The organism is Nocardia tengchongensis (assembly GCF_054781395.1).
This window is the reverse complement of record NZ_BAAGUM010000010.1, coordinates 69,134-81,540: the sequence shown is the minus strand read 5'-3', so window position 1 is coordinate 81,540 and position 12,407 is coordinate 69,134. Positions and strand designations below refer to the sequence as shown.

10 protein-coding genes and 1 tRNA gene are annotated in these 12,407 nt (G+C 69.8%); 4 read left to right on the top strand and 7 right to left on the bottom strand.

Annotated features, from left to right (window positions below; all coding sequences use genetic code 11):
• Positions 1 to 224: 224 nt before the first annotated feature.
• Genes thrB through argS form a run of 5 tightly spaced genes read right to left on the bottom strand, consistent with a single transcriptional unit; the run spans position 225 to position 6,706 of the window.
• Positions 225 to 1,178, bottom strand: coding sequence for a homoserine kinase (thrB, locus tag ACYVKL_RS24470; RefSeq protein ID WP_357202985.1), 954 nt, complete (start codon positions 1,176 to 1,178; stop codon positions 225 to 227).
• A 25-nt stretch (positions 1,179 to 1,203) separates the two neighbouring features.
• Positions 1,204 to 2,295, bottom strand: coding sequence for a threonine synthase (gene thrC, locus ACYVKL_RS24465; RefSeq protein ID WP_357202988.1), 1,092 nt, complete (start codon positions 2,293 to 2,295; stop codon positions 1,204 to 1,206).
• Positions 2,292 to 3,629 (bottom strand): homoserine dehydrogenase, encoded by a 1,338-nt coding sequence (locus ACYVKL_RS24460; RefSeq protein ID WP_379173884.1) that lies wholly within the window; start codon positions 3,627 to 3,629, stop codon positions 2,292 to 2,294. Before ACYVKL_RS24460 ends, thrC begins: the two co-directional genes overlap by 4 nt.
• Positions 3,626 to 5,047, bottom strand: coding sequence for a diaminopimelate decarboxylase (gene lysA, locus ACYVKL_RS24455; RefSeq protein ID WP_379173885.1), 1,422 nt, complete (start codon positions 5,045 to 5,047; stop codon positions 3,626 to 3,628). The genes ACYVKL_RS24460 and lysA overlap by 4 nt, the downstream gene beginning before the upstream one ends.
• Entirely contained in the window at positions 5,048 to 6,706 is a 1,659-nt protein-coding gene (gene argS, locus ACYVKL_RS24450) for an arginine--tRNA ligase (RefSeq protein ID WP_379173886.1), read from the bottom strand.
• 122 nt (positions 6,707 to 6,828) lie between these two features.
• Here argS and ACYVKL_RS24445 point away from each other — a divergent pair, with 122 nt between their 5' ends.
• From ACYVKL_RS24445 to ACYVKL_RS24430, 4 genes are all read left to right on the top strand, one after another.
• Positions 6,829 to 7,809: a DUF3105 domain-containing protein gene (locus tag ACYVKL_RS24445; RefSeq protein ID WP_379173887.1), complete on the top strand. Its 981-nt coding sequence runs from the start codon at positions 6,829 to 6,831 to the stop codon at positions 7,807 to 7,809.
• 11 nt (positions 7,810 to 7,820) lie between these two features.
• On the top strand, positions 7,821 to 8,534 hold the full coding sequence (locus ACYVKL_RS24440; protein ID WP_379173888.1) for a DUF305 domain-containing protein: 714 nt from the start codon (positions 7,821 to 7,823) through the stop codon (positions 8,532 to 8,534).
• Positions 8,535 to 8,646: 112 nt separating this feature from the next.
• Positions 8,647 to 8,722, top strand: a tRNA-Arg gene (locus tag ACYVKL_RS24435).
• Between the two features lie 254 nt (positions 8,723 to 8,976).
• Entirely contained in the window at positions 8,977 to 10,251 is a 1,275-nt protein-coding gene (locus ACYVKL_RS24430) for an alpha/beta hydrolase family protein (protein ID WP_379173889.1), read from the top strand.
• 16 nt (positions 10,252 to 10,267) lie between these two features.
• Here ACYVKL_RS24430 and ACYVKL_RS24425 read toward each other — a convergent pair whose 3' ends face one another.
• Both ACYVKL_RS24425 and ACYVKL_RS24420 read right to left on the bottom strand, forming a co-directional pair.
• Positions 10,268 to 10,876, bottom strand: coding sequence for a TIGR03086 family metal-binding protein (locus ACYVKL_RS24425; RefSeq protein WP_379173890.1), 609 nt, complete (start codon positions 10,874 to 10,876; stop codon positions 10,268 to 10,270).
• Positions 10,877 to 10,885: 9 nt separating this feature from the next.
• A complete protein-coding gene (locus ACYVKL_RS24420) occupies positions 10,886 to 12,265 on the bottom strand; it encodes a hypothetical protein (protein WP_379173891.1) in 1,380 nt (459 codons plus the stop codon).
• Positions 12,266 to 12,407: the final 142 nt, after the last annotated feature.

Sequence of the window (12,407 nt, the reverse complement as noted above, 5' to 3'; positions counted from 1 at the left end):
CGTGGGCTTCACCACCGAGAGTGCTAGTGCTCATCGAACAAGAAAGGTGGGAGAGATCATTCCAGTTGACTGGCTACCCCCAAGTTTCGAGCCTCAAGCCTCGAGCCCGAGCAAGGAGCCTCTGGAGCGATTTGCCCTGATGAAGCACCGGCGTCTGACGCGCACGATGTACGGACTCGCTCAGGATAGCTCCCACCTTTTGCATCGGCAAGGCAGGCGCGCTGTCAATCCACCAAGACGCCGTCGGCGATTCCGGGCTCGAGCACACGCAGCCCGTCCGCGATCGCGAGTTCGCGCAGTTCCTCGGGGAATTCGCTGGTCGCGAAGGCCAGCACGGTCGGGCCCGCACCCGACACGGTGGCGGGAATGCCCGCGGCGCGCAGCCGTTCGATCCATTTCGTGGTGAGCGGCAGCGCCGAAGCGCGGTAGCCCTGATGTAGCCGGTCCGCGGTGGCGGGCATCAGCAGGTCAGGACGCTGCGTCAAGGCGACTACCGCGAGCGCGGCGCGGCTCACGTTGAAGGCGGCGTCGCCGTGCGGCACCGAATCCGGCAGCAGGCCGCGGGTGTGCGCGGTGGAGGAACGCTCCTCCGGGATGAGCACCACCGGGCGCAACGTGGCGTGCGGTTCCAGCCGGACCGCGCGATAGGTGCGGCCGGGATGCTCGACGACACCGTTTCCGTCTGCGGGACGGTCGGTTTCGGACCAGGACACCACGATCCCGCCCAGAATGCTGGCCGAGGCGTTGTCCGGGTGGCCTTCGAATTCCGAAGCCAGCTGCACCATCACGTCATCGCCGTAGGCCAGGCCGGCATCGAATTTCGCGGCCAGGCCGCGGCCGGCGGCCAGACCGCCGACCACCGCCGAAGCCGACGAGCCCAGCCCGCGCGAATGCGGAATCACGTTGTGGCACACCACATCCAGTCCGTCGGCCCACACGCCCGCGGCCTGCAGGCCGCGTTCGATGGCGCGCACCACCAGATGCGAAGGGCCCCAGGGCACGTCATCGGCGCCCTCCCCCTCGACCCGGATGGTGAGCCCGGAGTCGGTGGTGGACACCGTGATCTCGTCATAGAGCCCGAGCGCGATTCCCAGGGAATCGAATCCCGGACCCAGATTCGCGCTGGACGCCGGAACCCGCACGGTGACGGAGATTCCGGCGGGCAGCGTACGGGTCATGAGCTGAGCATCGCGCGCGGTCAACTCAGGCCAGCTCGAGTTCGTGGGCCACCGCGACCGGGTCGACCGCGATCGGCTTGACCTCGGGCATGCCCTTGAGCGCGTTGTCCGGATCCTTGAGACCGTTGCCGGTCACCGTGCACACCACGGTCAGGCCGGAATCCAGCCAGCCCTCGGCGCGCGCGGCCAGCAGACCGGCGACCGACGCGGCGGAGGCGGGCTCCACGAAGACGCCTTCCTTGGCCGCGACCAGGCGGTACGCGGCGAGGATCTCGTCATCGGTGGCCGCGCGGAACGCGCCGCCCGACTCCTCCTTGGCGGCCACGGCCTGGTTCCAGGACGCGGGCGCGCCGATCCGGATGGCGGTGGCGATGGTCTCCGGGTTCGGCACCGGAGCGCCGTAGACCAGCGGCGCGGCGCCGGCGGCCTGCACGCCCAGCATGCGCGGGCGCGAGGCGGTGACGCCGTCGGCGAAGTACTCGCTGTAGCCCTTCCAGTACGCGGTGATGTTGCCCGCGTTACCGACCGGCAGCACATGCACGTCGGGGGCCTTGCCCAGCGCGTCGGCGATCTCGAAGGCCGCGGTCTTCTGGCCCTCGATGCGGGCCGGGTTCACCGAGTTCACCAGGCCGACCTCGGGGAAGTCGGAGGTAACCTTGCGGGCCAGCTCCAGGCAGTCGTCGAAGTTGCCGTCCACCTGGATGATCTTGGCGCCCAGCATGACCGCCTGGGCCAGCTTGCCCATGGCGATCTTGCCCGACGGGATCAGCACCGCGCAGTGCAGTCCGGCGCGGGTGGCGTACGCCGCGGCCGAGGCCGAGGTGTTGCCGGTGGAGGCGCACAGCACGGCCTTCTTGCCGGTGTACTTGGCGTCGGTCATGGCCATGGTCATGCCACGGTCCTTGAACGAGCCGGTCGGGTTCGCGCCCTCGACCTTGAGGTACACCTCACAGCCGGTCAGCTCGGAGAGGTGATGCGCGGGCACCAGCGGGGTGCCGCCCTCGAAGAGAGTGACGGCCTTCCAGTCGGCGGGGATCGCGAGCCGGTCGCGATACGCGTCGATCAAGCCCGGCCACGGCGTGTGCACAGGTGCAGCAGCGCGTGCGGTTGCACTCATTCCTCGGTGCCTTCCAATCTCAGAACACTGGTCACGGACGTGACGGAGTCCAGTTCGGCCAATGCGGCAACGGTATCCGCCAGCGCGGACTCCAGCGCGTGGTGGGTCACCACAACCAGGCGCGCACCCTCGTCGTGTCCCTCCTGGCGGACCGTCGAGATGCTCACACTGTGCTTGGCGAATTCCCCGGCGACCGCTTCCAGCACGCCGGTGCGGTCGGCTACCTGCAGGTTCACGTGGTAGCGGGTCGGGGTGTCGCCGATCGAAGCGATCGGCAACTCAGCATAAACCGATTCGCCCGGCGCGCGGCCACCGTAGAACTTGTTGCGCGCAGCCATCACCAGATCGCCCATCACGGCCGACGCGGTGGGAGCGCCGCCGGCGCCCTGACCGTAGAACATCAGGCGGCCGGCGTTCTCGGCCTCCACGACCACGGCGTTGAACGCGCCGCTGACCGCGGCGAGCGGGTGCTTGCGCGGAATGAGCGCCGGGTAGACGCGCACCGAGATCTTCTCCTTGCCGCCCTCGTCGGTGACGCGCTCGGCCATGGCCAGCAGCTTCACCGTGCAGCCCACGGCCGCCGCGGTCTCCAGATCCTCGGAGGTGATCTTGGAGATGCCCTCGCGGTACACGTCGCCGGAGGTGACTCGGGTGTGGAAGGCGACCGAGGCCAGGATCGCGGCCTTGGCGGCGGCGTCGTAGCCCTCGACGTCGGCGGTCGGGTCGGCCTCGGCGTAGCCCAGGCGGGTGGCCTCGGCCAGCACGTCGTCGTAGTCGGCGCCGGTCTCGGCCATGGCCGAGAGGATGAAGTTGGTGGTGCCGTTCACGATGCCGACCACGCGATTCACCCGGTCGCCGGACAGCGACTGGATGAGCGGGCGCACCACCGGGATGGCCCCGGCGACGGCGGCCTCGAAGTAGAGGTCGGCGCGGTGGTTCTCGGCGGCGGCGGCCAGCTCGCCGGTGTAGTCGGCGAGCAGCGCCTTGTTGGCGGTGACCACGGACTTGCCCGAGTTCAGGGCCGCGGCGATGAGGGCGCGGGCCGGGTCGATGCCGCCCATGACCTCGACCACGATGTCGACGTCGTCGCGGGTCACCAGGGCCTGGGCGTCGGTGGTCAGCATGTCGGCCGGGAGACCGCGATCCTTGCTCAGGTCCCGCACCGCGACACCGCGCAGCACGACGGGCGCGCCCACTCGGTTGCACAGGTCGTCGGCGTGGTCACGAATGATGCGGACCACTTCGGTACCGACCGTGCCCATGCCGAGGACCGCGACACCGATCGGGTGATCAGATCCCCACACGCCGTTCTTGGCGTTGTTCGCCTCGGTCATGCCTTCACCTCCAAGCTGAGTAGGTCCTCCACCGTTTCACGGCGGAGGATCAAGCGCGCCTTGCCGTCCTGCACAGCGACCACGGGGGGCCGGGTGAGCAGGTTGTATCGGCTCGACATCGAGTAGCAGTACGCGCCGGTCGCGGCCACCGCCACCAGGTCGCCCGGGCCCACATCGGCCGGGAGCCAGGTATCGCGGATGACGATATCCCCACTCTCGCAATGCTTTCCGACCACCCGGGCCACCACCGGTCCGGCCTCGCTGGAACGCGAGACCAACCGGCAGTCGTACTCGGCCTGGTAGAGGGCCGGACGGATGTTGTCGCTCATGCCGCCGTCGACGCTCACATAGCGTCGGCGATTGCCGCCGTCGAGCACAACATCTTTGATGGTGCCCACCTCGTAGAGGGTGACGGTGCCGGGGCCGGCGATGGCGCGGCCCGGCTCGACCGCGATGGTCGGCACCGGCAGCCCGGCCCGCTCGGCCTCCTCGGCGACGATGCGGCGCAGGTTGGCCGCGAAGTCCTCCAGGGCGGGCGGGTCCTCGTGCGGCAGGTACGAAATACCCAGGCCGCCACCGAGATCCAGGATCTTCATCTGCTCGGCGCGCTCCATGCCGAACTTGTCGGTGACCTCGCGCAGCAGGCCCAGCATGCGGCGGGTGGAGATCTCGAAGCCGTCGATCTCGAAGATCTGCGAGCCGATGTGCGAATGCAGGCCGACCAGGCGCAGGTTGTCGGATTCGAAGACCCGGGCGATGGCCTGCATGGCGTCGCCGCCCGCGATGGAGAACCCGAACTTCTGGTCCTCGTGCGCGGTCGAGATGTATTCGTGGGTGTGGGCTTCCACGCCGACGGTGACGCGCACCAGCACGTCGACCACCTTGCCGGCGCGCTTGGCCACGGCTTCCAGGCGCTCGATCTCGATCAGCGAGTCGACGACCACGTCGCCGACGCCGGCCTCGACCGCCAGCTCCAGTTCCGGCACCGATTTGTTGTTGCCGTGCAGCGCGATTCGCTCGGCCGGGAAACCGGCGTGCAGCGCCACCGCCAGCTCGCCGCCGGAGCACACGTCCAGGTGCAGGCCCTCGTCGCGGATCCAGCGCGCGATCTCGCCGCACAGGAACGCCTTGGAGGCGTAGTGGACTCGCGAGCCGTCACCGAAGGCGCGCACCATGTCGCGGCAGCGGGAACGGAAGTCGTCCTCGTCGATGACGAACACCGGGGTGCCGTACTCGGCGGCCAGCTCGTGCACCGGCACACCGGCCAGCCGCACCACGCCGTCGGCGTCGCGGGAGGCGTTGCGCGGCCACACGTTCGCGGGCAGCTCGATCATCTGCGCCGGCGCGCTGGGACGCTCGGCCAGGGTGGGGGCGTGCGGGATGTCCGCGTGGCGGGGACCGGCGGGGTGGGCACTCATCTACATACGCTCCGGAGCACTGACGCCTAGCAGGCCGAGGCCGTTGGCGAGAACCTGACGGGTGGCTTTGACCAGCTCGAGCCGGGCGGCATTGAGCGGGGTGACGATGTCGTCACCCTGCGGGATGACGCGCAGCGTCTTGTCGGACTGGAAGGGGTGGTACGCGCCGGCCAGCTCCTCGAGGTAGCGGACCACGCGGTGCGGCTCGCGCATCTCGGCGGCGGTGGCCACCACGCGCGGGTACTCGCCGAGGGTGCGGATCAGCTCGCCTTCGCGGGCATCGGTGAGCAGCGCGAAATCCGGTGCGACCGAGGCGTAGTCGAAGGCGGCGGCGTTGCCGATGATCTGGTTGGTGCGGGCGTGCGCGTATTGCACGTAGTAGACCGGGTTCTCGCTGTCCTGGCGGGTCCACAGGTCCAGGTCGATGTCGATGCTGGAGTTCACCGAGGACCGCACCAGCGAGTAGCGGGCCGCGTCCACGCCGATCTGCTCGACCAGGTCGTCGAGCGTGACGACGGTGCCGGCGCGCTTCGACATGCGAACGGCGGCACCGTCTTTGACCAGGTTCACCATCTGGCCGATCAGCACCTCGACGGTGTCGGGGTTGTCGCCGAACGCCGCGGCTGCGGCCTTCAGACGCCCGATGTAGCCGTGGTGGTCGGCGCCCAGCATGTAGATGCACAGGTCGAAGCCGCGGGAGCGCTTGTTCTGGAAGTACGCGATGTCACCGCCGATGTAGGCGGAGTTGCCGTCGCTCTTGATGACGACGCGGTCCTTGTCGTCGCCGTACTCGGTGGAGGCGATCCACCAGGCGCCGTCCTTCTCGTACAGGTTGCCGGAGGCCTTCAGTTCGTCCAGGGCCTTCTCGACCGCGCCGGAGGCGAACAGCGAGCTCTCGTTGAAGTAGACGTCGAAGTCGGTGCCGAATTCGTGCAGCGTCTTCTTGATGTGCGTGAACATCAGCTCGACGCCCGCGCTGCGGAACAGTTCGTGGCGCTCGGTCTCCGGGAGTTCCAGCACGCCCGGGTTGGCCTTCACGACGGTGTCGGCGATGTCGTCGATGTAGTCGCCCGCGTAGCCGTCCTCGGGGGTCGGCTGCCCCAGCGCGGCGGCCACCAGCGAGTTGGCGAAGCGGTCGATCTGCGCGCCGTGGTCGTTGAAGTAGTACTCGCGGGTGACGTCGCCGCCCTGCGACGCCAGGATCCGGCCCAGCGCGTCGCCGACCGAGGCCCAGCGGGTGCCGCCCAGGTGGATCGGGCCGGTCGGGTTGGCGGAGACGAATTCGAGGTTGATCTTGGTGCCGGCGAGGGTGTCGGCGGTGCCGAAGTTCGCGCCCGCCTCGAGGATCTTCGCCACGATCGCGCCCTGCGCGGACTTGGCCAGCCGGATGTTGAGGAAGCCGGGGCCCGCGACCTCGGCGACGTCGATGCCCTCGGCGGCGGTCAGCGCGTCGGCCAGCAAAGTTGCGAACTCGCGGGGATTCATTCCCGCTTTCTTCCCTACCTGCATGGCCACATTCGTGGCATAGTCACCGTGCTCGGGGTTGCGGGGACGCTCCACCTTGACCTCGTCGGGCAGGACCGCAGGGTCGGATCCACGTTCGACAAGTACCTTCGCCGCGGTAGCACGAAGGAGATCTGCAAGGTCAGCTGGAGTCACGAGTCACTATCCTATGGTCTGAGCAGGTGAACGCCGCGAGCGGGCACCACCGGGCAGGTGCCCAGCAAACGATGCGGCCGCGTCGTTTGATTGTCCGACACGTCGAAAAGAGCACAACAAGCATGCCGAGCAAGACCAGTGCCAAGTCGGCCAAAGCCATCAAGGCAGCGGGCAAGTCCGCCGGAGCGTCCCGCAAGGGCGGCGGAGGCGGCGGCCTGGGCGGGAAACGCCAGATCCCCTGGCTCATGATCGGGGCCGTGGTCTGCGTCCTCGCCCTGATCGGCGGCATCGCCTGGGTGCTGGTCCCGAAGATCCAGGACAAGCAGGAGCAGAGCAAGTACACCCCCTCCGCCCAGAAGAAGGATCCCTCGGATCAGATCTCGGGCGTGGTGAAGAAGGAGTACCCGGCCGGGCTCCACATCACCGGCACCCAGCGGGTGGCCTACGACCAGGCCCCGCCCTTCGGCGGTCCGCACGACGGCTCGTGGGCGGCGTGCACCGGCGTGGTGTACCCGACTGCCATCCGCACCGAGAACGCGGTGCACTCGCTCGAGCACGGCGCGGTCTGGATCACCTATAACCCGGACAAGGTCGACAAGGCGGGCGTCGACGCGCTCGCGGCCAAGGTCAAGGGCAAGCCGTACAGCCTGATGTCGCCGTACCCGGGCCTGGATTCGCCGATCTCGCTGCAGTCGTGGGGCCACCAGCTGAAGCTGAACAGCTCCGACGACAAGCGCATCACCCAGTTCATCACCGCGCTGCGCCTGAACCAGTACGCCTACCCCGAGGTCGGCGCGGACTGCGCGAACCCGACCTTCAAGACCGACAACCCGCCGCCGTTCGACGCGAGCGCGCCCGGCCCCGACGCGGTCCCGATGGACGGCACCGGTGCGACCAAGGCGCAGAACGAGTCCCCCGGCGCCACCCCGGGCATCCCCGGCATGCCCGCCGGCGGCATCCCCGGCCTCCCCGGCGGCATCCCGAGCCTGCCCGGTGAAACCCCCGGCGCGCCCACCGATTCCGGCCTGCCCGGCGGCATTCCGACCATCCCGGCCCCGACCGACGGCCCGACGCAGCCGGAGCAGCCGGCTCCGACCCAGTAGTGCCGCCGTTCATGGCCGACGTTCCCGATCGCAGCTCCGAGCCGGATCCCGCCGCCGAGCCCGCCCAGCAGCCGCGCCGCAACCAGCGGCAGCTGCTGGCCATCCTCGGCGTGGTCGGGGTGCTGCTCGCCGGTTTCCTGGCCGGCATCCTGGTCGGCAATCCGTTGCGGCATCAGACCGAGCCGCCCGGCGCCGTGGATGTCGGCTTCTCCCAGGACATGTCGGTGCACCACACGCAGGCGGTGCAGATGTCGAGTCTGGCGCTGGCCGGGTCCACGGATCCCGCGGTGAAGCGGCTGGCCTACGACATCCTGACCACGCAGGCCAATCAGGCCGGGCGCATGCAGGGCTGGCTGCAGCAGTGGGACAAGCCGCTCATCTCCCCCGACGGCTACATGGGCTGGATGACCGACATGTCGGCACACCAGCATTCGGGCACCGCCATGCACATGGGTGCGGTGCAGACCATGCCCGGCATGGCTTCCGAGCAGGAGATGGCGGCCCTCGGTCAGGCCACCGGCCCGGCCCTGGACGCGTTGTTCCTGCAACTCATGCTGCGTCACCATCAGGGCGGCATGCCGATGATCGAGTACGCCGAGCAGCGCGCCGACACCGACGCGGTGCGCTCGCTGGCCGCGAGCATGGCCAAGACCCAGCAGGGTGAGGCCGATCTGATGACGCAGATGCTGGCCGAACGCAAGGTCGCGGCGCTGCCGATGAATTGATCTGGATGGACCGGGCGTACAGAAACGCCCGGTCCATCCAGGTTTTTGGCGCAGCGCACCCGATGCGATACGCTTTCCCCGCCCGACCGGGAGACCGGACGGGACCATCCCCGCCCTCGTAGCTCAGGGGATAGAGCGTCTGCCTCCGGAGCAGAAGGCCGCAGGTTCGATTCCTGCCGAGGGCACCACAGTAAGGCCCCGACCGTGAACCACGGTCGGGGCCTTACTCGTTCGCCCACCTGACGACTGACTTATCGTGCCATCGTGACCGATCTGTATTCCGATTCGCGGGCCGGGGCGGGAAGGTAGTGGGGTGCACGCGGTGTCCGGTTGTGCAGGAGGCAGCCGGACACCGCGAGCGCGTTCCGGACCGCGTTCCGACCGATGTCGTGCGGCCCCGCCTTGCCGTGTGAAACACCGGCGAGCCGGTATCTTCTGAGAGGTGCCGGAGAACGAGAGCGCTCGTGCAGGACAGCTGACGCGGCACGCCCCGCGCCCACGCGCCGGATTCTTCGCCACCGTGCTCGCCGGTATCGCGGGACTGACCCTGGCCGCTCCCGTCGGCGCCACGCCCGTCCGGCCGGATGAGGCGACCGATGCCTCGTTCTATGCGCCGGCCGCGGACCGGGTTCCGGGGGCGCACGGGTCGGTGATCCAATTGCGGCCGCTCACAGGCGATCCCGCGCTGGCGGGGGCGCGCAACTATCTGATGGTGTACCGCTCGATCGACATGCGGGGCAATCCGGTGGCGGTCTCGGGCACCCTCGCGGTGCCCGACAGCACCGCGCCGCCGGGCGGCTGGCCGCTGATCTCGTGGGCGCACGGCACCACCGGGGTCGCCGACGGGTGCGCGCCCTCCCAGGACACCTCCCCCGACTTCCCCGCCCACGACTACACCTCGATGGTGCGCCGGGTGCAGGAGCGGTGGGTGGCGGCCGGGTACGCGGTCGCGCAGACCGACTATCAGGGGCTGGGCACGCCCGGCCCGCACGGCTATCTGATCGGGACCGCCGAGCAGCGCGCCGTCACCGACATGGCCAGGGCGGCACGGCAAATCGACCCGGACGTCGGGACGCGGTGGGTCGCGATGGGGCATTCGCAGGGCGGGCAGGCCGCGGTCTTCACCGATGCGCAGGCCCAGCAGTGGGCGCCGGAGCTCCAGTTGCTGGGTGCGGTGGCGCTCGCCCCGGCCTCCCATCAGGGGCTCGGACTACAGGCCTCACAGCTGGCCACCACGGCGGGCGTGGCGGGCGCGGTGTCGCCGCTGACCGGCGGCACGGTGTCGTTCCTGCCCTTGATCATTCGCGGCGCCCAGACGGTCAGCGATCTCGATACCACCCGAATTCTCACGCCGCGTGCGCAATCCATGCTGGATCAGGCCGACACCCGCTGCATCGGCCAACTGCGGCAACCGGATTCCTGGGGCGGACTGAGCGCCGAGGACGTCTTCCCGCATGCCGGCGACACCGCCACGCTGACCCGGGTGCTGAACGAGAACGACCCCAGCACTTTGTCCTTCGCCCAGCCGCTGCTGGTCCTGCAGGGCCGCTCCGACACCGTCGTCCCGGCCGCGGCCACCGATGCCATGGTGGTGCAGCAGCGGGCGGGCGGGCAGCCGGTGCAGTATCGCGTCTACCCGGGCGCGGATCACCGCGGCGTGCTGGACGCTTCGTTCGATGACGCTCTGGCCTGGGTGGATTCCCGCTTCGGGCGCTGAGCGACCGGTTCGGCGTTCAGTTCTGGTCCGGGCCCGGGGTCCAGCCCGGGTCGCGGCCGAACCAGGCGGCGAGCCGGTCGTAGGCGGGCGCGTCGGCGGCGATCGGCCACTCGGGCCCGAAAGCCCTTCCCTGGCCGCGGTATTCCGGCTTCAGCACCTGCCGTGACCAGGCCAGCGCGTGTTCGGCGAGGTCCGGCTCCAGGGCGCGGCCCTGGCCGGTGGCGCGGGTGAGATCCCAGGCGTGCATGGCGAATTCGGCGATCTGCTGGTCGGCGCGGCCGCGCAGCGGAGCCTCCCCGCCCATGCCGGGCACCAGCCGGTCCAGGTCGGCGGTCCGCCACTGGTCCAGCAGTGGTTGTGCGCGGGTGGCGAACTCGACGGCCCAGTCGTCACCGACCGCTTCGGCGGGGGCGCCCCATGCGGGCATCTCGCCGCGGGCGGAGACGGTGAAGTCGCGCAGGATCTGCCCGATGACGTGGTCGATCAGCCGCCGCACCGGCCAGTCCTCGCACGGGGTCGGCCAGGTCGCCTGGTCCGGCGTGATGACGGCGATGATGTCGCCCATCTGCGCGATGGCCTGTTCGAGTAGATCCACGACCGGGTCCCGCGGTGAGTTTTCGCCCATCAGGCCAGGCTAGCCCTGCGGTACGACAGCACGCGGTTCATCCGGCCGGACATGCAGGACCGCGGCGGTGCGTGTGGGCCGGATCCGCCACAGCAGGTACACCCCGGCCGCGCAGCCGAGCGTGATGATCAGCGCCGCCCAGCCGGGTAGCGCGGACACCACGCCGCTCGGATCCCGGTACCAGCGCGGCGAATACGCGACTCGCCCGAAATCGCTGCCGCGCAGGGCGACCACCAGGCACGGCACGATCAGCACCGCGATGGCCACCACGGCGCTGCCCGCGGTCTTGGGCACGACCGCCCCGAAGCAGAGGCCGATGACGAATCCGGTGGCGGCGACTCCGATCACCGGGATCGCCGAATACTGGTGTGCCACGCCCGCGGTGCCCGCCGCGAATACCGCGAGGGCTCCGGTCGCGGCGAGCGCGATCCACGGCGACCGCCACCGGCGGCCGGCGGCCAGCCCCGCCAGCAGGGCGATGACCGGGAACGGCGCGGACCAATCCGGCCGCGGCACCGCGATGATCGCGCTGCCCGCGTTGGCCACCGCGACCGCCAGCAGCACCAGCGTGCCCTCGCGGCCGGGCAGCAGCAGCGCCGCCGTCATGCCCGCGCCCACGGTGACGGCCACCGCCGCGCCGATCTGCAGCGGTGTGCCCGCGTGCCGCACGAACCATTCGGTGGACAGTACGGTCGCGGTGATCACCACCAGCGCGGACAGAATGGTGCCGATGGCCAGGTCGGTGCTCTCGCCCTCGGCCACCGGATCGGGTTGCTGCAGCACGATTCCGGCGGCCAGCAGGACCGCGGTGAGCAGCAGCAGCCACACCGGCGGGGTGCCGACCGAAGCCAATTGGCTGAGCGGGTTGCCGTGGCCTTCCCCGGGTGGCAGCGAGGTCTGGTCGCCGATCAGGATCGAGCCGAGGGCGCCGGCCAGGAAGGCCCCGGTGGCAAGGGGTTTGCCGAAGACGGCCACGGCGAGCGCGCCGAGCAGGATGCCGGCGAAGATGGAGTCGATGTAATTGGCGGTGGTCAGGCTGTCCATGGTGGGCGCGCCGCGGTTCCAGAACTGGTCGACCAGCAGCATCATCGCGCTGCCGCAGGAGGTGATCCAGGCGCTGCGCCGCCCGAGCGCCACCACCAGCGCCGCGGACACCACGGCCAGCGCGGCTCCGGCGGCCGCGGCCCGCGGCATATTGAGCACCAGCAGATCGAATTGCAGCACCGGGCTGCCGGAGGTTCCGTTGAGATCGAGGGGGGCCATCAGCAGCAGCCCCGCGACGGCGGCGCCCAGCAGGGCCGCGAGCGTCTCGATCGGTACCGTGTAGCGGCGGATCGACAGGGGCGCGGCCATGCCCGGCGGGTGTGCCGACGCGATTCTCGCGCCCATATGTCACCTACTCCCTCGGTGATGCGACGCCTACGCGTACAGCAATGTCGAGCAGCTATGTGTGACCGAGGCTAACAGCCCCGAACTGTGGGAATTCTGAGATGTGGAGTCGGTCACACTACGGCCTGATCACACGAAACTG

Bases quoted from the DNA above. Each gene is read 5' to 3' on its own strand.
- thrC (WP_357202988.1), bottom strand. From the start codon at position 2,295: ATGAGTGCAACCGCACGCGCTGCTGCACCTGTGCACACGCCGTGGCCG.
- ACYVKL_RS24440 (WP_379173888.1), top strand. From the start codon at position 7,821: ATGGCCGACGTTCCCGATCGCAGCTCCGAGCCGGATCCCGCCGCCGAG.
- ACYVKL_RS24425 (WP_379173890.1), bottom strand. From the start codon at position 10,876: ATGGGCGAAAACTCACCGCGGGACCCGGTCGTGGATCTACTCGAACAG.
- ACYVKL_RS24445 (WP_379173887.1), top strand. From the start codon at position 6,829: ATGCCGAGCAAGACCAGTGCCAAGTCGGCCAAAGCCATCAAGGCAGCG.
- thrB (WP_357202985.1), bottom strand. From the start codon at position 1,178: ATGACCCGTACGCTGCCCGCCGGAATCTCCGTCACCGTGCGGGTTCCG.
- ACYVKL_RS24460 (WP_379173884.1), bottom strand. From the start codon at position 3,629: ATGACCGAGGCGAACAACGCCAAGAACGGCGTGTGGGGATCTGATCAC.
- lysA (WP_379173885.1), bottom strand. From the start codon at position 5,047: ATGAGTGCCCACCCCGCCGGTCCCCGCCACGCGGACATCCCGCACGCC.
- ACYVKL_RS24420 (WP_379173891.1), bottom strand. From the start codon at position 12,265: ATGGGCGCGAGAATCGCGTCGGCACACCCGCCGGGCATGGCCGCGCCC.